At 67.4% G+C, this 22926-nt stretch carries 14 protein-coding genes; 4 read left to right on the top strand and 10 right to left on the bottom strand.

Annotated elements, in window-relative coordinates; translation table 11 throughout:
* Position 1: 1 nt before the first annotated feature.
* The 4 genes from AC3A5Z_RS12670 to hpbA all read right to left on the bottom strand — a co-directional run bounded on the left by AC3A5Z_RS12670 (position 2) and on the right by hpbA (position 5288).
* Positions 2–1033, bottom strand: coding sequence for a quaternary amine ABC transporter ATP-binding protein (locus AC3A5Z_RS12670; RefSeq protein ID WP_487519708.1), 1032 nt, complete (start codon positions 1031–1033; stop codon positions 2–4).
* An 11-nt stretch (positions 1034–1044) separates the two neighbouring features.
* Positions 1045–2088, bottom strand: coding sequence for an ABC transporter permease (locus AC3A5Z_RS12665; RefSeq protein ID WP_487519707.1), 1044 nt, complete (start codon positions 2086–2088; stop codon positions 1045–1047).
* Positions 2089–2173: 85 nt separating this feature from the next.
* Positions 2174–3151 (bottom strand): glycine betaine ABC transporter substrate-binding protein, encoded by a 978-nt coding sequence (locus AC3A5Z_RS12660; protein ID WP_487519706.1) that lies wholly within the window; start codon positions 3149–3151, stop codon positions 2174–2176.
* A 100-nt stretch (positions 3152–3251) separates the two neighbouring features.
* Positions 3252–5288: an N-methyl-L-proline N-demethylase HpbA gene (hpbA, locus tag AC3A5Z_RS12655; RefSeq protein ID WP_487519705.1), complete on the bottom strand. Its 2037-nt coding sequence runs from the start codon at positions 5286–5288 to the stop codon at positions 3252–3254.
* Between the two features lie 149 nt (positions 5289–5437).
* Between hpbA and AC3A5Z_RS12650 the strand changes: the two genes are divergently transcribed.
* The gene (locus tag AC3A5Z_RS12650) at positions 5438–6100 is read left to right on the top strand and encodes a TetR/AcrR family transcriptional regulator (RefSeq protein WP_487519704.1); all 663 of its coding nucleotides are present in this window, start codon (positions 5438–5440) and stop codon (positions 6098–6100) included.
* 6 nt (positions 6101–6106) lie between these two features.
* On the opposite strand, the gene AC3A5Z_RS12645 is transcribed toward AC3A5Z_RS12650, so the two are convergent.
* Positions 6107–7747 carry a hypothetical protein gene (locus AC3A5Z_RS12645; RefSeq protein WP_487519703.1) on the bottom strand — a complete coding sequence of 547 codons (1641 nt, stop codon included), beginning with the start codon at positions 7745–7747 and terminating at the stop codon, positions 6107–6109.
* 252 nt (positions 7748–7999) lie between these two features.
* The gene (locus tag AC3A5Z_RS12640; protein ID WP_487519702.1) at positions 8000–13402 is read right to left on the bottom strand and encodes a D-Ala-D-Ala carboxypeptidase family metallohydrolase; all 5403 of its coding nucleotides are present in this window, start codon (positions 13400–13402) and stop codon (positions 8000–8002) included.
* Between the two features lie 599 nt (positions 13403–14001).
* Here AC3A5Z_RS12640 and AC3A5Z_RS12635 point away from each other — a divergent pair.
* Complete coding sequence (locus tag AC3A5Z_RS12635; protein ID WP_487519701.1) at positions 14002–14946, top strand: sugar-binding transcriptional regulator; 945 nt, start codon at positions 14002–14004, stop codon at positions 14944–14946.
* Between the two features lie 68 nt (positions 14947–15014).
* Here AC3A5Z_RS12635 and dhaL read toward each other — a convergent pair whose 3' ends face one another.
* The 4 genes from dhaL to AC3A5Z_RS12615 form a co-directional block, all read right to left on the bottom strand.
* A complete protein-coding gene (dhaL, locus tag AC3A5Z_RS12630; RefSeq protein ID WP_487519700.1) occupies positions 15015–16781 on the bottom strand; it encodes a dihydroxyacetone kinase subunit DhaL in 1767 nt (588 codons plus the stop codon).
* A 21-nt stretch (positions 16782–16802) separates the two neighbouring features.
* Positions 16803–17798, bottom strand: a complete 996-nt coding sequence (locus AC3A5Z_RS12625) for an ABC transporter permease (protein WP_487519699.1) — start codon at positions 17796–17798, stop codon at positions 16803–16805.
* Positions 17795–19318: a sugar ABC transporter ATP-binding protein gene (locus AC3A5Z_RS12620; RefSeq protein ID WP_487519698.1), complete on the bottom strand. Its 1524-nt coding sequence runs from the start codon at positions 19316–19318 to the stop codon at positions 17795–17797. The genes AC3A5Z_RS12625 and AC3A5Z_RS12620 overlap by 4 nt, the downstream gene beginning before the upstream one ends.
* 90 nt (positions 19319–19408) lie before the next feature.
* On the bottom strand, positions 19409–20353 hold the full coding sequence (locus tag AC3A5Z_RS12615) for a substrate-binding domain-containing protein (RefSeq protein ID WP_487519697.1): 945 nt from the start codon (positions 20351–20353) through the stop codon (positions 19409–19411).
* Between the two features lie 533 nt (positions 20354–20886).
* Here AC3A5Z_RS12615 and AC3A5Z_RS12610 point away from each other — a divergent pair.
* Positions 20887–21345, top strand: a complete 459-nt coding sequence (locus AC3A5Z_RS12610; protein ID WP_487519696.1) for a DUF2231 domain-containing protein — start codon at positions 20887–20889, stop codon at positions 21343–21345.
* Positions 21345–22622 carry a PQQ-dependent sugar dehydrogenase gene (locus AC3A5Z_RS12605; protein WP_487519695.1) on the top strand — a complete coding sequence of 426 codons (1278 nt, stop codon included), beginning with the start codon at positions 21345–21347 and terminating at the stop codon, positions 22620–22622. Before AC3A5Z_RS12610 ends, AC3A5Z_RS12605 begins: the two co-directional genes overlap by 1 nt.
* Positions 22623–22926 lie beyond the last annotated feature (304 nt).

The raw sequence follows: 22926 nt of genomic DNA, 5'->3' as shown, positions 1-22926 counted from the left end.
ATCAGGCCGCCCGCTTCGGCACCAGCGCCCGGATCAGCGTCGTCATCTCCAGCATGCCCACCGGCTCGCCCTTGCGCGTCACCCGGTAGCGGTGCGTCGGGTTGCCCTCCGACAGGGACAGCACATGCTCCAGATTGTCATCCGCATCGACGCTGCCGGCGATCTCGCCCTCGACCGGCCCCTCGACCATGACCGAGCGGACCCGCAGCACCCGCGCGCGGTTGATGTCGCCGACGAAGGCCTCGATATAGGGATCGGACGGATTGAGCAGGATCTCCTGCGGCTCGCCCTGCTGGACGACCAGCCCGTCCTTCAGGATCACCAGATGGTCGGCCAGCTTCAGCGCCTCGTCGAGGTCATGGCTGATGAAGACGATGGTCTTGTGCAGCTCGCGCTGCAGCTCCAGCAGCAGATCCTGCATGTCGGTGCGGATCAGCGGGTCGAGCGCCGAAAAGGCCTCGTCCATCAGCATGATGCCGGAGTTCGAGGTCAGCGCGCGGGCAATCCCCACCCGCTGCTGCATCCCGCCCGAGAGCTGATGCGGGTAGCGGTCGCCGTAACCGCCGAGCCCGACCCGTTCCAGCCACTTCTGCGCATCGGGCTGGTAGCGGGAAATGGGGATGCCGGTGGTGGCCGGCGCCATCCCGGCGTTCTGCAGCACCGTCCGGTGCGGCAGCAGCGCGAATTTCTGGAACACCATCGACATGGTCTTGCGGCGCAGATCGCGCAGCCGGGCCTCGTTGAAGGTCAGGATGTTCTCGCCATCCACCAGCACCTCGCCCGCCGTCGGCTCGATCAGCCGGTTGAGGTGGCGGATCAGCGTCGACTTGCCCGACCCGGACAAGCCCATGATGACCGTGATCTCGCCCTCGTGCATGTCGATGTTGATGTCCGACAGCCCAAGGACGTGGCGGCGCGTCGCCAGCAGGTTGGCCTTGCTCATCCCGCCCAGCACATCGGCCAGCGCCGCCTGCGGAGTGTCGCCGAAGATCTTGTAGAGATGGCGGATCGAAACTTTGACAGGTCTGTTCATCGCTGCGCCCTTCATCCCCGGCCCGCCTTGCTGGCATCCAGCCGGGCCAGCGCCGACTTGGTCACCCTGTCCAGAATGATCGCCAAGAGCACGATGCCGAAGCCCGCGATCAGCCCGACGCCCAGCTCCAGATTGCGGATGCCGCGCAGCACCAGCACGCCCAGACCGGGGGCAGACACCAGAGAGGCGATCACCACCATGGCCAGGCTCATCATGATGGTCTGGTTCACGCCCGCCATGATGTTGGGCAGCGCCAGCGGGATCTGCACCCCGAACAGCTTCTGCTGCTTGGTCATGCCGAAGGCATCCGCCGCCTCGATCACGTCGCGGTCCACCAGCCGGATGCCGAGATCGGTCAGCCGGATCACCGGGACGATGGCGTAGAGGATGATGGCGATGCCGTAGAGCTTCGGCTCGGTCACGCTGAACAGGAAGATCAGCGGGATGAGATAGACGAAGGCCGGCAGGGTCTGCAGCATGTCGAGGATCGGCGTCATCACCCGTTGCAGCCGGTTGCTTCGCGACATGGCGATGCCGATGGGCACGCCGAACAGCACGCAGATGAAGGCACAGACGAAGATGATCGCCAAGGTCTGCATCGCCTCGGTGTAGTGATCCACGAAGGCCAGCGTCGCCAGCGCGACCGCTACCAGCACCAGCACCTGCGCCGAGCGCGACACGAGCCAGGTCAGCAGCAGCAGGATCGGCAGCATGACGAACCAAGGCGTCGCGGTCATCAGCCAGATCGTCTCGCTCAGCATCCAGGACAGCGGCTGCGTCAGCGGGTCGAGCACCACGCGCAGCACGTCACGCGCCGACAGAAAGCCGCGCTCCAGCCCCAGCGTCAGGTCGCGGGTCTGCGGAAAGGCAGCGCAGGCATCGTGCAGCGCGTTCAGCGAGGGGATCGGCAGCGACCAGAGAGAGGTTTCCTCTCCCGCCCCGCCCTGCGCCTGGGCCAGCAGATCGGCCATGGACATCGGCCCGCCGCCGCTTTCGCCGCGCGCGCACCAGTCGCTCAGCCCGAGTATTTCAAACAGCCTGTCATAGCTGGCCATGCCTGCGCCCCCCCTGCGTCCTGAAACCCGTCAAACCGCCGGCGCCCCGAGGGGAGCGCCGGCAGCATCCTAGACAGGGAACGGCTTACTTGATCAGCGTCGAGAGCTTCTCGCGCGCGCCGTCGGAGAGCCAGGTGGACCAGTCGGCGCTGCTCGTGGAGATGTACTGCACCGCGGCTTCCTGTGCCGAGGCCTTGTTCTCGTCCTGCCAGGCCAGAAGCGCGCTCATTTCCGAAGTCTTGAACGTCATCTTGCGCAGGAATTCGACGACCTCGGGCTTCTCCTCCACCAGCTTGGCGGTGACGGCGGTGACGCTCGGCGCCTCCGGGAAATCCGACACCTGCGGCTCAGGAGCGTTGGGGTTCTGCAGGTTGGCAAACTTCTGCTCGTCATAGGCGCCGAGGGCCACGCGGGTCATCTGGTACTTGCCCAGCGGCACAGTCGGCCCCCAGTAATAGCCGAACCACGGCTGCTCGGAGGTCACGGCCGAGCCCATCGACGAGGCCAGCGTTTCGCCCGACCCGTGGTTGAACACCTTGATCCCCGACGCCTCGAGGTCGAGCGCGCGCACGAGGTTGTCGCTCACCACGCGGCAGCCCCAACCCTCGGGGCAGTTGTTGAACTGCGCACCGACCAGCTCGGGGTTGGCCATCACGCCCTCGATGGTGGCGAGCTCGGGATGCGCCTCGACCAGATAGGTCGGCAGCCACCAGCCCTCGACGCCGCCCGGATCGAGCACGTTGGTCAGCGTGACCATGGTGCCGGCCTGCTCCAGCTTGGTATAGGCCTCGCCGGCCGAGTTCAGCCAGAGGTCGGTCACGATATCCGGCTCGCCATTCTCTGCCACCGAGGTGATGGCGGGGATCGTGTCGGATTTCACCAGATCGACCGAGCAGCCATAGCCCTGCTCCAGCAGGAACTTGGCGACCTCGGTCATGATCTCGGCCGAGGCCCAGCCCATCTGGGCGATCGACAGATCGCCGCACTGGCCATCCTGCGCCATGGCGGGGGCGGCGAAGACGCTGCCGAGGAGGAGGGCCGTTGTCGAAGCAAGAAGTTTCATGAGCGTTTCCCTGTTGGAGGTGATGAGGTGGCGTATTCAGCGGGAGGTCTTCGCCCCCCTTTCCGGTCCGATGATCCGCCCCCATCGGAGGCGGGTGTATTTACAGATCCTTCACGAGGCGCAGCGCGTCATAAATCGCCGCATGAGTGTTCCTCGCCGACACCGCATCGCCGATGCGGAACAGCCGGAACGCGGCGCCGGGGTTCTGGTCGAGCGCCTGCACCCGTCCCTCGGTCAGCGCGTCGTAATCCACCTCGCCCAGATTGCGCGACAGCGGCTTCAGCTCGAAATAGAGATCGTCCAGCGGCCGGGTGCCGTGGTTGACCACCACCTGATCCACCAGACGTTCGCGCCGGACATCGCCGTAGTCGCTGCCCAGCACCGCGCGCAGCCGGTTGCCCTCGCGCGCCACCGAGAGCAGGCGCCATGTGACGGTGAAGGTCGTGTCGCGCTTCTGCAGGTTGCGCATGTAGGGCACGAGGTTCATCGCCATGACTTCCGGCGCGAAGCTCCGGTCCGGGGTCACGATCTCGACCTGCGCGCCGGTGGCCGAGATCAGATCCGCCGCCTGAAGCGCCGCGTGATCGCCCGCGTCGTCGAAGATCAGCACGGACTGCCCCGGCTTCACATCGCCCGACAGGATGTCCCAGGCCGAGCAGACCAGATCGTTGCCGTCCTCCAGCACCTCGACATGCGGCAGCCCGCCGGTGGCCACGATCACCTCGTCGGGCCCGGTCGCCAGCACATCCGCCGCATCGGCGAAGCTGTTGAAGTTGAAGGTGACGCCGTGCTTCTCGCATTGCGCCGTGCGCCAGTCGATGATGGAGATCATCTCGCGCCGCCGTTCGTCCAGCGCCGTCAGGCGGATCTGGCCGCCCGGCCGGTCCGCCGCCTCGAAGACGGTGACGGCATGGCCGCGCTCGGCGGCCACCCGCGCCGCCTCCATCCCCGCCGGACCGGCGCCGACGATGGTGATCCGCTTCTTCGCCTCGGCTGCCGCAATGCTTTGCGGCATCGTCTGCTCGCGCCCGGTCGCCGCGTTGTGCAGGCAGAAGGCCATGCCGCCCTGATAGATCCGGTCCAGACAGTAGTTGGCGCCGACGCAGGGCCGGATGTCGTCCTCGCGCCCCTCGATGACCTTGCGCACCAGATGCGGGTCGGCCATATGCGCCCGCGTCATCCCCACCATGTCGAGCTTGCCGCTGGCAATGGCATGGCGTGCGGTCGCGACATCCGGGATGCGCGCGGCGTGGAAGACCGGGAAGTTGGTCGCGGCCCGGATCTCGCCCGCGAAATCGAGATGCGGCGCGCTGCGCATGCCCTGGATCGGGATCAGGTCGGTGAGGCCCGGATCAGTGTCGATATGGCCCTTCACCACGTTCAGGAAATCGACGAGGCCGCTGGCCTTCAGCTTCTGCGAGACCTCCATCCCCTCGGCCTTCGCCATGCCGCCCGGCAGGTCCTGATCGCCAGTGTAGCGCAGGCCGACGATGAACTCGTCGCCGCAGCGCTCGCGGATCGCGCGAAGCACGTCGAAGGTGAAGCGCAGCCGGTTGTCGAGGCTCCCGCCGTAAGGCGCGTCAAGGTCGTTGGTCAGCGGCGACCAGAACTGCTCGAGCAGGTGGCCGTAGGCCTCCAGCTCGATCCCGTCGACGCCTGCCGCCTTCATCCGCTCCGCCGCATCGGCGAAGTCGCCGATGATGCGGGCGATGTCCCAGTCCTCCATCCGCTTCGGGAAGGCGCGGTGCGCGGCCTCGCGCTCGTGGCTCGGCGCCACCACCGGCAGCCAGTCGGCCTTGTCCCAGCGGGTGCGACGGCCGAGGTGCGTCAGCTGGATCATCACGGCTGCGCCGTGGTCGTGGCACTCGTCCACCAGCTGCTTCATCCAGCCGACCACCTCGTCCTTCCAGACGAGGATGTTGTTGAACACCGGCGGGCTGTCTCTGGCGACCGAGGCCGAACCCGCCGTCATCGTCAGCGCCACGCCCGCCTTCGCCCGCTCCACGTGATAGGCGCGGTACCGCTCCTTCGGCATCCCGTCCTCGGGATAGGCCGGCTCGTGGCTGGTGATCATGATCCGGTTGCGAAGCGTCAGATGCTTGAGCTGATACGGCTGCAGGAGAGGATCGTTCGACATCGCATCTGCCTTTTCGGTGGAGCTTCACACCAATGTCATCGCGCAAAATGTTCACAGGTGTCAATTAAAATGTCGCAGGTGACCAGAGGCCATACATGCTTGAAATCTTGACGATTGAAACGGGCATGGGAAGGCTCTATCCCCTGAGCATGAAAGCACGCGACAACACAGAGACCGGGTGGCGCGGATCGCGCGAGGGCTGGCTCGAGGCAGGCTATTGCGCGCTGGTCGAAAACGGCGTGGACGCCGTGAAGATTCAGATACTTGCCAAGCAGCTGGGCCTGTCGCGGACCAGTTTCTACTGGTTCTTCCAGGAACGGGAGGAGCTGCTCGACGCCCTTCTCGAGATGTGGGAGACGCGCACGACCCAGCCGCTGATCGGCTCGGCCGCCCAATATGCCGAAACCCGGGCCGAGGCGATGCTGAACGTCCTCAGCTGCTTCCTGTCGGACGGGTTCGATTCGCGGCTGGAATTCGCGGTGCGCAGCTGGGCGCTGCAGAACGCGGCGGTGGCCGCCCGGATCGAGAGCGCCGACGCCGCCCGCCTCGCGGCGCTGCAGGCGATGCTCGTCCACTGGGGCCATTCCCCGGACGAGGCCGATGTGCGCGCCCGCACGATCTATCTCGTTCAGATCGGCTATATCTCGATGCAGGCGAATGAGACGATCGAGACCCGCCTGCTGCGCATCCCGACCTATGTCGAGATCTACACCGGCGCCGCGCCCACCGACCGCGAAATGGCCCGCTTCCGCGCCCGGTTCTCCTCAGCGACCGCGGCGGGCCGCCCCGGCCCAGACGCACCTCCGCTCTGACACCCGCTACGCAGCCACCTGACCGTGTGCTCCGGCGCCCTCCCGCCGCGGGAAGAGCGCCGTGTTCATCACCAGCCCGATGGTCAGCGCCACGAGGCCGGCAGCCGGAACGCGCAATACGAAATCCGCGAGCGTGAAGGCCCGGCTCCCGCCGAACTGCCCGTAGGCCGCGACGATGAGATGATTGGCGACGATCGAGGCAAGCACCAGCGTCACCACGCTGATGGCGACCAGACGCGCCCGCGGCACCGCCTCCGCATCGGGGGACTTCCGGTGAATGCGGAAGTAGAGCGTGACGAAGATGCCTTGAACCGCGCCGAGAACCGCCAGGGGCGCCTCGACAAGCACCGCCGCCAGAAGCGCCCGCAGCAGGACATCGGCACCGAGAAAGCCCCTCACCAGCGCCTGACCCAGATTGAGGAAGACCAGCAGCAGCAGCGACACGGCGGCGGCGATGACGAAATTTGCAAGATACCCCCGGATGTTCAGCGCCGTGCCGGACAGCCTGCTGTTTCGCGAGGCCGCGAGGAAGATCGGCGGCCCATAGATGCAGAGTGCCGAGATCGCCGCCAGCAGCGCGCCCACGCCCGGGTTGTCGGGCGACAGGCCGTAGAGCGGTCGAAGCGCCACGCCGACATAGCCCCATGCCCCGGCAATGAGCCCCGCCGCCAGAAGCGACAGCGTGGCGATGTCGAGCTCGGGCGCCGCCGACCTGCCGCTGCTCGACCGCTCGAAGAAGGCCGCGATGCTCCGCTGCGCGGGATCGGCGGGCCGGGCCAGTCTCGGGTCCTCCTTCTCGGAGTAGATGAACATCAGCGTGCAGATCTCGCCGCACAACTCCTGTGTGGCGCGCAGCCGATCGTCCCAGCGTTTCAACAGCGCATTCCTCTCGGGCATCGACAGGCCCTCGAGGGGAATGGCGGCGATATCGTCCAGATCCGCGAAACAGGCGTTGATATCGACGGAGAGACCGGCTTCGAGCGCCTCGTAGGGTGCCCGCGTCGGCAGCGAGGGCCAGACCCCGTCCATGATCCACACCTTGTAAGCGATGAGCTTCAGAAGATGCCGCTCGAACCGCTTCACCTTGACCGCCTCGCGGCCGAAGACCGCGGCGGCGGCCTCGATATGGCCGACGTAGCGTTTGAGGTCGGCCGCGATGAAATTCTCGCAGCCGATGTCATCGAGGCTCAGCGGCCGCTCGGCGATCGCATTGCCGGAGGACAGCAGCGCCCGCGGCAGGCCCATCAGCTCATGGGCGGCCTCGCGGATCTTCCGCTCGATCTGGGTGAGGAGTTCGAAACGTGGCGCGACCCCCACCATCGCAAGACTGACGGAAAGCGGCACCGTGGCGCTCGGCAGCCCGAGCGCCAGAGCCGAGGCGTCCCCCGCCTGAACCGCCGCGCCGACCCCGTTCTCCGCCGCGATGACGATGGCCCCGGCCAGAAAGACGAAGACCGCGTAGACGATGATGAGCAGCATGACATAGACCAGAAGGGCCCGCTTGCGCACCTTGTCTCCCCGCAGATGCGGCACGCTGAGGATCCGTGTCAGCCGTCCGTCATAGGTCCATGACGGCTGGTTGAACTGTTCGCGCGCGAAAAGCCACAGGACGATCACGCCGAAGAAGAACGCGAGCCAGAACTGCATGATGACCTCGCTGACAGGGAAGCCCCGACCGGGGCGGTTGATGACAAGCGGGCGCCGGGTTCAGCAGGGCTGGACCGCGGGGTTGCAGGCCTGCGCCTGCGCCGCGGAGGGTCCGGAGACAACCAGCCCGGCGATGGCGAGGGCAGTTGCCAGCAGCATGGTAAAGATGATCTTCATGGTTTCTCTCCTTTGAGATGGGTTTCAGTGGTCTCCTTGCCTGTCTCGACGGCCCTGCGGGGCAGCCGGATGCGCTCAGGCCGAGAGGCTCGCCGGCGCCACGGAAAACGTGGCGATGAGCCTCTCAGCGTCGTTGATCTTGGTCTCGACGATCTTCTGCGCCACGCCCTGATAAAACTCGAGGTTCAGCGTCATCCGTTCCGCCGCGACCCAGAGCTCTGCCTCCTCGCCGCCCCAGCTGGCGAAGAGGATGCGCTTCCTCAGGTCCTTGCTGCGGAACTGCACGGCGCCAAGCGCGAGCGAGACCGACCCCGCTGGCTCCGGCTCGGCGGCGCCCAGCTGGAACAGGCCGCCGCCGGTGCTGGAGCCGTAGAGGTCGACAAGGGCGATGCGCCGGTCGCTGTCGGGCGCGCGCCCCAGTTCGGCAAGCAGCTTCTGCAGCGCCGCCAGCTTCGATCCCGCCACGAAGCTGGCGATGGCCTCCAGCGCGACGCTGTCGATCGAGACCGACAGCTTGTCGGACTGGTGCCGGCGGAACTGCGAGCCTTCGGTGATCCAGCCGGTGGCCCGCAGCGCCTGGGTATAGACGCCCCACCAGGCGATCCGGTCCGCCACCGGATCCGCCCGCGCATCCGCCGCCCGCTGCGCGAACTGCGTCGAATAGAGCACCGCCCGCCGCGCCTCATAGGTGAGCTCCGCCCCCAGACTGAGCAGGCTCGCGCCATTCACCGCCGCCTCTGCCGTCTCCAGATTGCCGGGCACCTCGGTGCCACTGCGCGCCCGGGGCAGATCGCGGATCGGGAAGGCGCGACTGGCCAGATCCTCCAGCGCGCTCTGCTCGAAGGTCGGAGTCAGCCCCGCCTTCGGCACCTTGTGGCCATTGCCGCCCCAGTCGGCATTGATCCCGCGGGTATCGACATGGGTGAAGCCGTCGTAGCGGCCGATGCCGCCCTGAAACAGCCCCTCGCCGCGCATCTCCACCAGCGTCTCCGCAACCAGCCGGGGCGGAATACCCTCCGCCGCAATGTCGAAGGCGATGAACTTCTTGTGCATCGAGTTCCGCTCGCCGCCGATGGCCCGATTGTAGGCGTCGTTGCGGTAGCCGCTCAAAATGCGGATCGGCGCGCCCAGACGGTCGCGCAGCGCGTCGAGCAGCCGTGCCGGGCGGATCACGTCGGTCCAGAGCTCTTCCGGCGGGAAGGAGTTGAGCCCGAAGCCGCCACTGCCCGGCGCATGGTGGCTGTTGCCGAGGAACAGAAGCTCGGCGGCGCTGAAATGCTTCAGGCCGAGCGGGCGGATCGCCTCCTCGAACCGCGCGATGGTCTCTGCACTGCTGCGGCTGCGGGGCGTGGTCGCCACGACCTCGCCGCTGCCCGCATCGTCCTCGTCGCCCTCGCCCAGCAGAAGCTGGGAGATCGGCCGGGTGTGCAGCGTGCCCGAGACAGCGGCCTGTCCGGGCGTGACAGGAGTGGGGGTCTTGCGGAGGCCCCCGACGAGGAAGGGCCGCTGCAGCGCGAAGCCCGGATCGACCGGTGGCAGCTTCAGGAGCCGTGGGGTCTGCCGCGACGGGCCCATCGCCTCGATGATGCGGCGCAGGAAGGCGCCGTGGTCGCCGTCGAACCTGCCGTCGTCCCAGGCGCGCAGCAGCGCCGCCGTGAAGGCGCCATGCTCCTCGCCGTCGAAGGCCACCTCCTCCACCTGACAGGCGGCAAGCTGGATCAGCGAGGCGCGCATCGTGCTCTGGATCGGCGACATGATCAGCCGCTCCTGCACATGGCGGAACTGGCCGGCCATGGTCTCGTAGGTCGCCCTGTTCTGCTCGAACACCTCGCGCGCCTTCTCCACGGGCATCGCCTTGGGCCGCGGCAGCGAGGCGCGCATCGACATCGCCTGCATCTCGGCCAGACTCGTCGCCTGCAGGAAGGTCGCGGAGGGCGGCGCAAGCCGGGCGAGACTGCCGGAATGGCAGCAATCCGCGACAAGGAAGAGGCGCACGCCCAATCTGAACCTGGTCCAGAGGTCGAACAGCTCGTCGTCGATGATCTGGCAGTCGTGCAGGCAAAGCGTGCTGTCGGGCTGCGGCACCCCCTCGAAGGCCGGCTCGTCGCTGTTCAGATCGGGCACCTGCCCGCCGTGGCTCGAGACAGTGAAGAGGAAATGATCCCCCGCCGACAGCTCGGCCGCAGCGCGCTTGATGCCCTCGACCACGGCCTCGCGGGTGGCCTGCGGGGTCAGCAGAAGCGTCGAGGCATAGCCCTGCGTCTCGGCCAGCGCCCGCATCGCCCTTGCATCATTCTCGCAACCCCTGAGCTCGCCGCTCCATCCGGCGTAATGCTGCGGATCGACCGCGTTCAGCCCGACATGCAGCGACATCGCCCGCGTCTCGGCCTTGACGACCGCGGGGCTTCCGAGATCCTCGCTTGGCGATACAGTGCGGCTGTCCGGCTGAGCCCCCGGCGTGGCGCTGCGGATGGCCGTGAGAATGCGGTTGGCGGCAGAGCGGTAGCCCGCATCCCGCGGGTGCAGCTCGTCATGCCAGCCGCCCGGGGCCACCGAACCGCGGCAATCGACATAGACCACCTTCGACAGCGATGCCGCCATCCGGCGCAGGGCCCGGTTGAACTGGTCCACCATCTCCGTGGCGATGGCGGTCTGGATCGCGGCATCGGTGATCCCGCGCTCCGCCATGGGCTTCCCCAGCCAGCGGCCCCGGTTCGGGATGGCATAGTCGTAGCCGTGACAGATGATCGTCACCTCGGGATGGTGCTGGCGCACGTCGCGGCAGATGCGCTCGTAATGGCCGATGGCATTGTCGATCAGCCCCTGATAGCTGCGACGCAGGTAGTCCGCAGGTTTCAGCCCCGGCGTGAACGCCTCCAGATGGGTGGCCAGCGCGCCTCCGGCGCAGAGGTCGTTGCCGCCAGCGGACAGCAGCAGCACCGAGGCCCCGCTTTCGCGGATTGCCATCAGATACTCGCGCTTGGCCGCCATATCCTCCAGAAGATCGCCCGCGGCGCTCGTGCAGAAGACCGGATAGTCCTCCGCCACCCAGTCGATGACGTCCTTCAGCAGCAGCGGATACTGAAACCAGCTGTCGCCCTCGGCGGCGATGCGCGGCCCGGTATAGCCCTCGCCGATCCGGCGGTAGAAGTTTGCCTTGCGCATGTTGCGGCTGTGGAAGTTGAGCGTGTTCAGCACCATCGCCGATCTGGTGCCGTCGTCGTCCATCTCGACGGTCTCGGGGTTGAAGCGGAGGACGGGGCTGAAGAGCCCCGAAGCCGCCTCGTCAACCATCAGGTAGCGCTGAGCCTCGTCAGAGGTCAGCTGCCCGGCTGCCAGCCGGTTCTGCAGTTCAAGAGCCGAAATCCTGGTCATGACGTCCGTCTCCACAGGGGTGAAAGAGCTTCGTGTCGGAAATCTTGCCTGCGCCGCGAGGAGGAGGGTCCGGATCGCGGCCTCCACCATGGGCGCCGCGTTCAACTGCGTAGGCTCGACGGCCCCTCCCGCAGGTATATCGGTCAGCAGGAACGGCGCTCCCGGCGCGTGCTCCTCAGCCGTCCGGGGCAGCGTCTGGGAGGCCAGCCCCATGACACCCGGCGCCGCCGCCATTCCCAGCATCACCGGCGGCAGGCCGTCTTCTTCCGGGTCGCTGAACGACTCCGAAATGAGATGCAGCATCGAGCGGCCATAGCCCTGCACCGAAAGCCGCGCCTCCAGCTCGGGCGTCGGCACGAGGATGGCGACGGAGCGCGCATCGGCCCCGAGCATGCGCGTAACAAGCGGCAGCAGGGTCTTCCTTGCCCGCAGGACAGAGAGCGCCGGGAAGGCCAGCGTGAGGCTCGCCAGCGACGGAAAGCCGGGACCGGCTTCGGCGGAATCCGCCCGTGCGACAAGAGCCTCGAGAACCAGCGCACCGGCCCCCTCGGTCACGATATGCAAGGGCTTGCCGGTTTCGGCACAGATCTTGGCGATGCGCGCGAAGACGGCCCAGAGGATGCCGCGGCTCGGGTCGGGCTTGCAGGCCGCCTGTTCCGCCGGACCGTCGCCTTCGGGGTCGCAGGGAAACACCGCGGCAAAGGCGTTGCGCTGGATCTCGCGCCAGAAAGCCCGCCCCGGCCCGCGGGCGGCCTCCTCGATCAACTGGTCGAAATGCTCCGCATCCGCGCCGCTCCGGCTGCGGCAGCGCTGCAGGATGTCGCGCAGGATGTCGCTCACCTCGGTGGCGAACTCCGCGCACCAGAAGCAGGTGAAGCCCAAGAGCCCCGCCGCCTCCAGCCGCCTCGTCTGGAGCACGGCCTGACCGAAGGCGGTTGCCAGCGGCTGCATGATCCCCGGCAACATCAGCACGACGCCACTGCAGGCAGGCTGCCGGATGCGGGCCTCGAGCTCGGCCAGCACCTCGGCCAGCGCGGCCTCGCTGCCGAAGGGCGTCGCGTAATTGCCCCGGTCCACGCAGCGCCCGTCCTCGAGGTTGAGGAACTGGCCGCGCAACTCGCGGTAGGGCACGGAATGCTTCGACCGGCCCCGGCTGAAGACCTCGGGTGGAAGTCCCCGCTCACCTGTATTGGCGGCAAAGGCGTCGCGCCCCGGCACCCCCAGCCGCAGCACCCAGGCGTCGCGGACGCCCTGCGCCCAGTCGGCATAGGTCCAGAGCGCGATGCCCGGCGCCGGCACCGCCGCCCCGTCCAGCGGCACCGGCAGACCGCCCCAGCCCTCGCCCCAGGAGTTCAGGACCAGAAAGCCCTGCCGGGTGTAGCCCAGCACGACGAAGGCATGCACGCCGTAGTCCTCCACCACCTCGGGCCGCTTGATCACGCCGGCCTCAGGCGCAAGCCAGCCCTGATGGATCTGCGCGGTGAGCAGCAGCGCGTGGGCCTCCTGCACCGCCGAGTGGTGATGGTTCAGCTGCGACGACAGCCGGTAATAGGCGCCGAGGGTGTATTCTTCGGCACGCTGCGCGAGCGCGGAGCTGGGCCAGAGCGGCTCCTTGAAATGCGCCTCGTCATCCGGCCAGAACGGGCCTTCGGGCCCGTCGGCGAGGCAGACCCCGTGATGGTAGAAGGCCTTCACCGCGGCCCGCAGCGTCCGGATCCCCTCTGCCTCGCCCCCGGGTGCTTGTCCGGTCACCTGCCCCGGCTTCCAGGCATCGTGATACCGCCCCATGTGGTAGAGCATATGCGCGCTCACCCGCACCGGCCGTTGCCCCGGCGGCGGTGGCGCCTGAAGACAGAGCTGGATGTCGATCACCGCCGCGAGCGCGTGGCCCACGCAGGTCGGGTTGCCCCCCTGATGCCGCACGCCGGTGATCAGCCGTCCCGGCTGCTCCCGGTCGAACAGCGCGGCATCCGGCCAGACCTCGGCCTTCAAAAGGCCCAGCGACGGAACATAGACCTGATCCCTCAGATCGACGAAATCCGGCCGCGCCCCGACCGGGGGCTTGCATTCGGCGGTATAGGGACTGTCGAATAAATTGGACAAAAGGACGTCCCCCCAAAGCAGGAAGTTCCTATCGGGCAAGAGCATTATGGATCTATGGGCGGGTGCCACGCGTGAAACCGGCGTGACCGCTGCGTTAAATCTGTCGGTTTCTGATCGGTTTCGGCTTCGGATAGGGAAGGATCATCACGCCAGAGCAATATCGCGGATGAGGCAGGTCCCGTCGCCGACGGCTTGAAATGAAGCAAGGGAGCCTGTGTTCAGAGCGTAGAATTTTAGGCGGACTTGGAAAGAGGTCAAGGACAAGAGAGGAGTGTCTCGCCTGGCAAGGCTACGCTTTTTGGCGGATGGCTTACGCCCATTGCCTTGCGGCTCCCGCTTCCCCGCGCCGAAGCCTCACTGAGGGCAGGCCTTTGGGACACATCCCTCTTAAAGTTCGTTTCATTGGAAGCCGCCCACCATCGAAGCGCAGGCTCCCAAAGCCCGCGATCATTGCCAACGGGAAAGAGGCCGCCCGCTCTCGCCGCACGCCAGCCTTCGACCGGAAATCGCCGGAAGAGACTTGCAAAGCGCGGCGCAAGCTGCCCTACAAAGCCGATTGAAATGCAGGCCTGGGCCGGAAGGCGAGCTGGGGACGGTCGATGGAACGGATGGACAGCGATCTCGAACGCGCGCGGGTGGCGTGGTATTACTTCGTCGGCGGGCTGACGCAGGGCGAGATCGCGACGCAGATGAATCTGACCCGGTTCAAGGTGAACCGGATCATCGGGCAGGTGCGTGACGAGGGGCTGGTGCAGATCAAGGTCTCGCTGCCGCTGATCGACTGCATCGCGCTGGCCGACGCGGTCCAGGCGCGATACGGGCTGGCCGATGCGGTCGTCGTCCCGGATGTCGCCGCCTATCTCGAGCAGAAGCGGGTCATCGGCGAGGCGGCTGGCGCGATGGCGGGCGCGCTGATCCATGACCGCGATCTGGGCATCGCCATCGCCTCGGGGCGGACCCTCAGCTTTGCCGCGCAGCGGCTGGAGGCAAGGCCCAAACCGGGCAGCTGGGTTGTCGGCCTGACCGGGGGCGTCACGCGGTCTTCGACCAACAACAGCTTCGAGGTCGCCACCAGCTTCGCGCGGATGCTGGATGTCGAGTGCCATTACCTTACCGCGCCGATCTATTGCGCCGGGCCGGAGAGCCGGGATGCGATCCTGCTCAATGACGAGCTGACCGACGTGCTGGCACGGACCGAGATCGCCGATTTCGGCATGGCCTCCTGCGGCGCGCTGACCGAGGACAGCGCGCTGACGCAGATCCGGGTGGTGAAGGATCATTTCGACGATGTGGTGCGGCAGGGCGCGGTGGGGGAGTTCATGGGCTGCTTTCTCGACGCGCAGGGCCGCCCGGTGGATCATTTCCTCAACGAGTCGATCATCGCCCTGCCGCCGGAAAAGCTGGCGCTGAAGCCGGTGTCGATCCTCGTGTCGGGCGGCACCGAGAAGATCCAGATCATCCGCGCGATCCTGCGCGCGGGTTACGTCAACCGGCTGGTGACCAACGAAGGCGTGGCCCGCGCGCTGCTGGCGGGGCCACGCTGATTTTCACGCGTGAAAATCCGGTCAAGTCTTTGTTTTAGTGCGACTTTCAGTTTCGCGTCAGGACAAACTTAACCATTGGGGGCCAGCGCCTTTTCCAGAGACGCCGCCATTGCCCGCAGCGTGACGAAGCTGGAGGCCGCGCCGGGGTCGATATGGCCGCGGGACCGCGCGCCGAGCTTGGCCGACCGTCCGCGCCGCGATTCAAGATCCGCCGTGGCCCGCATCCCGGCCTCGGCCCCGTCGCGCGCGGCCCGCAGCACGTCGAGCGTGCCCTGCCCGTCCGATGCCGCTTGCTGCGCCGCCTCGACGGCCGGAATCCACGCGTCAACCATGGTCTTGTCGCCCGGCTCCGCCCGCCCGCGATCACGGATGCCCTGCAAGGCCCCGGCAAGCCAGCGCGCCATCGCCGCGCCGTCGAGGTTCAGCCGGTCCCCGACCGCTGCCCCGGCCCGCAGGAAGGCGGTGGCATAGAGCGGCCCGGACGAGGCCCCCACCGCGTCGAGGAAGGATTTCGCCATGCGCTTGCAGGTGCCGTCGATGGTCTCCTCTGCCGGGGCGTCGGCGAGAGCGGCCTGCACGGCCCGCCAGCCGATCTCCATCGTCACGCCGTGGTCGCCGTCGCCGATCACCCCATCGAGCTCCGACAGCCAGTCCTTCTCGGCGATGATCTGTTCGCCGACATGCTGCATCATCTTGCGGAAGAGGACGGGCGTCACGTCGCCCGTCGCGATCAGCGGAGCGGCAGCCTCGCCCCGCGCCGCAGCCATCGGCGCCACCCGCGCCGTCTGGGCCGAGCGCACCCCCTGCGTCGACCCCGAAGGCATCGTGCCGACTGTCAGCGCGGCGGTGCGGCAGGGGTGATCCAGCAGCTTCGCCAGCTCGTCGTCCAGCTTCAGCAGCGTGACCGAGGCCCCCGCCATCTCCAGCGAGCTGGCGTATTCCCCGACCCATGAGGCGTGGATCGACACGCTCCGTTCGCCGAGAAGCTGCGCCACGCGGCGGAAGATGACGTAGAGCTCGATCAGCGAGGTGGCGCCCAGACCGTTCACCAGCACCGCGACGCGGTCGCCCTCGCCCAGTTCCATCTCGCCGAGGATCGTCTGCATCAGCTCTTCGGTGACGCTGTCGGCGCTGGCGAGCTTGTCGCGGCGGATGCCCGGCTCGCCATGCAGCCCCATGCCGATTTCCATCTCGTCGTCGCCGATCTCGAAATTCGGCTTGCCGGTCTGCGGCAGCGAGCAGGCGCCGAGCGCCACGCCCATCGACAGCGTGGCGGCATTCGCCTTCTGCGCCAGCGCCTCCACCCGGGCCAAGGGTTCGCCCAGATCGGCGGCGGCTCCGGCGATCTTGAAGACGAAGAAATCGCCCGCGATCCCGCGCCGTTCCGCCCGACGCTCCACCGGAGCCGAGGCCACGTCGTCGGCCACCTGAACCTGCCGGACCTGCACGCCGGTCGCGGCCAGCTCTTCGGCGGCCATGGTGAAGTTCATCACGTCGCCGGTGTAGTTGCCATAGAGGAACACCACGCCCGCGCCGCCGTTCGCCGCCCGCGCCGCATCCATGATCTGCTCGGGCGAGGGCGAGGCGAAGATGTTGCCCACCGCCGCCGCATCGGCGAGGCCGCGCCCGACATAGCCCGCGAAGGCGGGCTCATGCCCCGAGCCGCCGCCGACAACGATGCCGACCTTGCCGTCGCGCGGCCCGTCCACCGCCACGACCGCCCGGCCCGTGGCCCCCTCGACCCTGAGGAGGTCGGGATGGGCGGCGAGCATCCCCTCGATCAGCTCGCGGATGATGTCTTCGGGCGCGTTAATGAGTTTCTTGGTCTTGGTCATTCGATCGGTCCTTTGATCGGATCAGGCCGCATCGCGGCGGAAGTAGCGCCGCGACAGCGCGTCGAAGGAAATGGCGAGCACGACAATCACGCCCGAGACGACGCCTTGCCAATAGGGGGAAACGCCGAAGAGCACGATGATATTCTCGATGATGGCGATGATGCAGGCGCCGAAGATCGCCCCGAGCGGCGAGCCGACCCCGCCGGTGGTGGCGACGCCGCCGATCACGGCGGCGGCGATCGGTGCCAGCACCCATGTCTGACCGATGGAGGGCTGCGCCGTGCCGAGCCGGGCAACCATCAGGAGCCCCGCCAGCGCCGAAAGCATGCCGGCGAAGGTGAAGACCATGATGCGGATCCGGTCCACGCGGATGCCCAGCATCTTCGCCGCTGCCGGGTTGTTGCCGATGGCATACATGTAGCGGCCGATGGGGGTCTTGGCGGTGAGGAACAACGCGATGCCGAGGCAGACCAGCATGATGAGGAAGGGCACCGGCACGCCGAGCACGTCGCCGCGGCCGAGGAAGTGGATCTCGGCGGGAATGCCGGTGATCGCCACGCCTTTCGTCAGCACGAGGATCGCGCCGCCAAGGATGCCCGCCGTGCCGATGGTCAGCACGAGGGAATGCAGGCGCAGGGCCGTCACCAGAACGCCGTTCATGAAGCCGAGCGCCATGCCGAGCACGAGCGCCAGCAGGAGCGCCACCACCGGCGGCAACCCGGCCTGCACCATGAGCATGCCCGAGACCACGCCGCAGAGCCCGCCGATGGCGCCGAGCGAAAGGTCAAGCTCTCCCAGGATCATCAGCGAGGCCTGGGCGATGGTCACGAGACCGACGAAGGCGAGGCCGCGCGCGATGACCGACATGTTGTAGGCGGAGAGGAAATAGGGCGAGATCAGCGCCGAGATGACGAAGATCGCGATCAGCGCGACGAAGACGCCGGCAAGCGGGTTTCGCAACAGCAGGGTTGCAAAGCCCGGCGCAGTGGGGGCCGCCTTGGCGGGTCCATCGGTCATGGGGTGACCTCCGTTTGAGGTGTGGCCGCAGCTTGGGCCGGGGTGTCGGTTGCGAAGATGGCGCCGACCAGCGTCTCGCGGTCGGTGGTGGCGGCGTCGAAATCGCCGGTCACCCGCCCGCCGTGCATCGTGACGATGCGGCTGGCGCAGCGCCGCAGCTCTGTCATCTCGGAGGAGACCAGCAGGATGCCCACGCCGGTTTCGGCGAGGTCCTTCATGATGCGGTAGATCTCCGCCTTGGTGCCGATGTCGATGCCCTTGGTCGGCTCGTCGAAGATGAGGATGCGGGGCGTCGTGGCCATCGCGCGGCCGATGATGGCCTTTTGCTGGTTGCCGCCCGAGAGGTTCGAGATCCGCTGCTCCATCCCGGCAGCGCGGATGCCGTAGTCGCCGATGACGCGCTGGACGAGCGTGCGCTCCCTGCCCGCGTCGATCCCGAGGCTGCCGTTCGTCAGGGCGAGCACCGAGATGCCGATGTTCTCGCGCAGCGACAGGAGCGGCAGGATGCCGTGATGCTTGCGCTCTTCGGAGATGTAGATCATGCCGCCCTGCACCGAGGCGGCGGTGTCGTCGAGCCGCCAGGGCTTGCCCTCCACCGTCACGCGGCCGGCGCGGGCATTGCGGTAGCCGAAGATGGTCTGCATCACCTCCGACCGGCCGGCCCCGACGAGACCGGCGAAGCCCAGGATCTCGCCGCGACGCAGGGTGAAGGCCACGTCGGTGAAGCCGAAGCCGCTTAGGCCTTCCACGGTCATCAGGGTTTCGCCCGGCTCGATCTCGGGGCGGAAGTGGTCATCCACCGAGATGTCGCGCCCGGACATGGCGCGGATCAGCTGCGGCTCGTCGATCGCGTCGATCCGGCCCGCCTCCACCTTCTGCCCGCCGCGCAGCACGGTGTAGTCGTCGCCGATGTCGAAGACCTCCTCCATCTTGTGCGAGATGAAGACGATGGCGTGGTCGCGGTCGATGAAGCCGCGGATCACGCGGAACACCCGCTCCACCTCGCGCGCCGTCAGCGCCGAGGTCGGCTCGTCGAGGATCAGCACCTTCATCTCGGCATTGGTCGAGGCGCGGGCGATCTGCAGGAGCTGCTGGTCGGGCACGGAAATGTAGCGGACGAGATCGGACGGGCGGGCGTCGATGCCGAAGCGGTCGAGGTAGACCTGCGCCTCGCGCTGCATCTTCCGCCGGTCCACCAACCCGCCATGGCCCGTGCGCTCGAACGGCATGAACAGGTTTTCCGCCACCGTCATGTCCTGGAACAGCGACAGCTCCTGCGGGACATAGGCGATCTTGCGGTAGAGCTCGGGATGGGCGGCAGGGTCCTGCCCGTCGATCCGCACGCTGCCGCGACTGGGACGGTCGGCGCCGGTCAGGATCTTCACGAGGGTCGATTTCCCGGCCCCGTTCTCGCCCGCGAGGATATGCGTCCGCCCGAGTTCGATCGACAGATCGACATCGTTCAGCGCGGTCACGCCGGGAAAGTCGCGGCCGAGACCGCGGGCTTCAAGATAGGCCATGCGCCCTCCGGGAATGATGCGGCAACCGCCTGGGCGGGCCGGTGACGGCAATGCGGGTGCGGCGCGTGCCGCCGCACCCGTTCCGGTGGATCAGCCGTCCACGTTGTCCTTGGTCAGGAAGGCATTGCCCGTATCGAGGTAGCCCGGCACCGGCGCGCCGGTCGTTTGCGCCCAGAGCAGCATGACCGACCAGTAACCCTGCAGTTCCGGCTGCGAGGCCGAAGAGCTGTCGGCGACGCCATTGCGGATCATCTCGAGCATCTCGGGCAGGTTGTCGAGCCCGACCAGAGTGACCTCGCCTTCCTTGCCGGCCTCGACGATCGCCTGGCCGATGCCGATCGGCCCGGCCGCATCCGAAGCGACCCAGCCCTTGAGGTTGGGGTTCGCCTGCATGATCGCCGCGGCCTGCTGCTGGGCAATCTCGATGCTGTCATTGTCGATGCCTTCGGCCACGACCTTGATGCCGGGATGCTCGGCAAAGACCTCGCGGTGGCAATCGGCGCGGATCGAATGGTTCGGCGCGGTCGGCACGCCCATCATGATCGCCACTTCGCCTTCGCCGCCGAGAACCTCGACCAGACGACGCGAGGCGATCTTGGCCTGCTCGCAGAAGTCGGAGCCGATGTAGGGGATCGCCATGCCTTCGGGCGGCACGGAGTCGAAGATGACCAGCGGAATGTCCTGCCCCTGCGCGGCTTCGAGCGAGGCCCGGTTGCCCGAGGGGTCGAGCAGGTCGATGGCGATGCCGTCCGGGCGGGTGGAGATGGCGCTCTCCACGATCTGCACCTGCTGCACCACGTCCGCGGTCTGCGGCGCGGAATAGACGATCTCGATATCGGCGCCGGTCTGGGCTTCGAGCGCCGCAGCGGCCATCTGCGCGCCCTCGTTCACCTTGTCGAACCAGGGGTGCACGACCTTCGGCACGATGAGAAAGCGGTAGCTGTCCTTCTTGAGCGTTCCGGGCGCGTCCTGAGCGACGGCGCCGATCGGCAGCACAAAGAGGGCGCTGGCCAGCAATGCGGTGGTTGTCTTCATGTCGATCTCCTCCCCGAGATGGCGCGCCGGACTGGCGCGCAGGCCCGTCGCCCGGATTGACGAGGGACCCTGAGGAAGACGCTACAGTTGTAAATGCGTTTGCACAACAGTTGATATTGCATAGACCGCCCGGGACTCCCGCAGCGAGCGGACGCGGCGAAGGGCTTGGAATCGCGTGCTGATTTTCGGGCGGCGGCGAGGGGGCTGCCGTTTCGGCGCGAGGGATCGGGGCGCGGCGGTGGCAGCTCTTGCGTCGAATCGGTTCATCAAGAAGGGCCCCGGCGCGGTCTGAGCCAGCGCAGGCGCTGCGGTGTGCAGGCTTTGACCTGCGCGGAAGGCGGCGGTCGACATGGACGAAGAGGCAGGGCTGTCGCTGCAGGCCGAGCCCGGTGCAAATGCCCTTTCGAAAGACGCGTTTGCGCCTCCGCCGCCGGATTCGCCTCCTGATTGAACCCCAAACGCGGGTCCACGCGGAACACTTGGGCACGGCGACCGTTCTGCCCAGGTAATTTCTGAACAGGAGGTCCATAGCCATGATCACAAGGGAGGCGCCCGCCCTGGACTTCTCTGCATCCCCATCCGGGTATGTCAGGTTCGTTCACCCGCTCCACGCCGTGCTTCTGGCGTTCGTGTTTCCGCTGTTCCTCGGCACGCTGGTGGCCGACATCGCCTATTGGCGCAGCGCCGAGATCCAGTGGTCGAATTTCGCGCAATGGCTGAACGCCGGCGGGCTTCTGGTCGGGGGCTTTGCGCTGCTTGCCGCGCTGGTGAGTCTGGTGCGCCACCGCAAGTTCGCCATCCGCCGCCCTGCCGTGTATTTCGTGGTGCTTCTCGCCGCGTGGATCGTGGGCTTCGTCAACGCCCTCGTCCATTCGAAGGACGCATGGGCGATCATGCCCGAGGCTTTGTGGTGGTCCGGAGTGGCGGCCCTGCTCGCCCTCGTCGCCACATGGCTCGGCTATGCAGGATTTCCTGCCGAGGAGAAAAACTGATGAAAGCTTTGATCTTTGCCGGTGCCCTCGCGGCGCTGGTCCCCCCGATGGCCGAGGCTCAGTCGACCGGCGCCAGCCCGCAGCTTCCCGCGCCGAACCGTGGCCTGCTGCCCGACATGCAGATCCCGCGTCCCGCGCTCTGGGGTGATGCCCTGCCGACCGTGCCCGAGGGCTTCGAGATCACGGCCATCGCCACCGATCTGCAGATCCCGCGCCAGATGCTGATCCTGCCCAATGGCGACATCCTCGTGGCCGAAGGCAAGGGCGGCGGCGCTCCGGCGATGCGGCCGAAGGACATGATCGCCGGCGTCATCAAGAGCTGGGGCAAGAGCCCGGAGCCCGGCGGCAACCGGCTGACGCTGCTGCGGGACGCCGATGGCAATGGCGAATACGAGCTGCAGACGATCTTCGCCGAGAACCTGAACTCGCCCTACGGCCTCGCCTTCGTGAACGGGACGATCTACGTCGCCAATCAGGATGCGGTGGTCAGCTTCGCCTATGTCGACGGCCAGACCGAAGCCGCGGGCCCGCCCGAGGTGCTGACCCTGCTGCCCTCGGCGATCAACCACCACTGGACCAAGGCGATGACCGCCAGTGCGGATGGGCAGTTCCTCTATGTCGGCATCGGGTCGAACAGCAACATCACCGAGCGCGGCCTGAAGGTCGAGGAAAACCGGGCGATGATCTGGCAGATCGACGTGGCGACCGGCGCGCATCGCCCCTATGCCACCGGCATCCGCAACCCGACGGCGCTGACGATCCAGCCCGGCACGGACGCGCTCTGGGCCGTGGCGAACGAGCGGGACGAGATCGGCGCCGATCTGGTCCCCGACTATCTGACCTCGGTGCAGGATGGCGGCTTCTACGGCTGGCCCTACAGCTACTGGGGCCAGAACGTCGACGTCAGGGTGAAGCCGCAGGACCCCGACAAGGTCGCCTCGGCCATCGCGCCGGATTACGCGCTCGGCGCGCATGTCGCGGCGCTCGGGGTGGATTTCTCGACCGAAGCGATGGGGCCGCAGTTCACCGACGGCGCCTTCGTCGGCATGCACGGCAGCTGGAACCGGGACGAGCCGGTGGGCTACAAGGTGGTCTTCGTCCCCTTCGAGAACGGCGTCCCGGTGGGGGAGCCCATCGACTTCGTCACGGGCTTTCTGGTCGATGCCGACAACACGCGCGGCCGTCCCGTGGGGGTAACGGTCGATCCCGAGGGCGCGGTGATCGTCGCGGACGACCTGTCGAACACCATCTGGCGGATCGCCCCCAGCGGGCCGTGAGCGGTCTCGGCTTGGAGGTCGGCATGCGGCCTCGTTCCCGGTTCCAAGGGAGCCTCTGACGCCCCGGCGCCTGCAAACGCAGCAGGCGGCCGGGGTGGCTGGAACAGGGCGGCGGTCGGGACGGGATTTGCTTTCGGGCAGGATGTCCCTCTCGGATGCAACTGACCTCCAACGTTTCTTCTGCCAAATCGACGTTTGCGGACTGACAGCAGATCTGCGCCGGGATCGACACCCCGCCTGCCCGCGCAGGCGTGGTGAACCCTGCTCTTTAGAAGCAGCCGGGCGGCACGCGTGCATGTCGGTG

The sequence above is a fragment of the Cereibacter sp. Soil_C_27 genome, assembly GCF_057657095.1.
Note: the sequence above shows the minus strand (reverse complement) of the source record. Positions and strands in the feature narration are given on the sequence as shown.

Coding starts and splice junctions, on each gene's coding strand:
- AC3A5Z_RS12605 (WP_487519695.1), top strand. CDS start 21,345: ATGAAAGCTTTGATCTTTGCCGGTGCCCTCGCGGCGCTGGTCCCCCCG.
- AC3A5Z_RS12650 (WP_487519704.1), top strand. CDS start 5,438: ATGAAAGCACGCGACAACACAGAGACCGGGTGGCGCGGATCGCGCGAG.
- AC3A5Z_RS12645 (WP_487519703.1), bottom strand. CDS start 7,747: ATGCAGTTCTGGCTCGCGTTCTTCTTCGGCGTGATCGTCCTGTGGCTT.
- AC3A5Z_RS12610 (WP_487519696.1), top strand. CDS start 20,887: ATGATCACAAGGGAGGCGCCCGCCCTGGACTTCTCTGCATCCCCATCC.
- AC3A5Z_RS12625 (WP_487519699.1), bottom strand. CDS start 17,798: ATGACCGATGGACCCGCCAAGGCGGCCCCCACTGCGCCGGGCTTTGCA.
- AC3A5Z_RS12635 (WP_487519701.1), top strand. CDS start 14,002: ATGGAACGGATGGACAGCGATCTCGAACGCGCGCGGGTGGCGTGGTAT.
- dhaL (WP_487519700.1), bottom strand. CDS start 16,781: ATGACCAAGACCAAGAAACTCATTAACGCGCCCGAAGACATCATCCGC.
- AC3A5Z_RS12620 (WP_487519698.1), bottom strand. CDS start 19,318: ATGGCCTATCTTGAAGCCCGCGGTCTCGGCCGCGACTTTCCCGGCGTG.
- AC3A5Z_RS12665 (WP_487519707.1), bottom strand. CDS start 2,088: ATGGCCAGCTATGACAGGCTGTTTGAAATACTCGGGCTGAGCGACTGG.
- AC3A5Z_RS12670 (WP_487519708.1), bottom strand. CDS start 1,033: ATGAACAGACCTGTCAAAGTTTCGATCCGCCATCTCTACAAGATCTTC.
- AC3A5Z_RS12615 (WP_487519697.1), bottom strand. CDS start 20,353: ATGAAGACAACCACCGCATTGCTGGCCAGCGCCCTCTTTGTGCTGCCG.
- hpbA (WP_487519705.1), bottom strand. CDS start 5,288: ATGTCGAACGATCCTCTCCTGCAGCCGTATCAGCTCAAGCATCTGACG.
- AC3A5Z_RS12660 (WP_487519706.1), bottom strand. CDS start 3,151: ATGAAACTTCTTGCTTCGACAACGGCCCTCCTCCTCGGCAGCGTCTTC.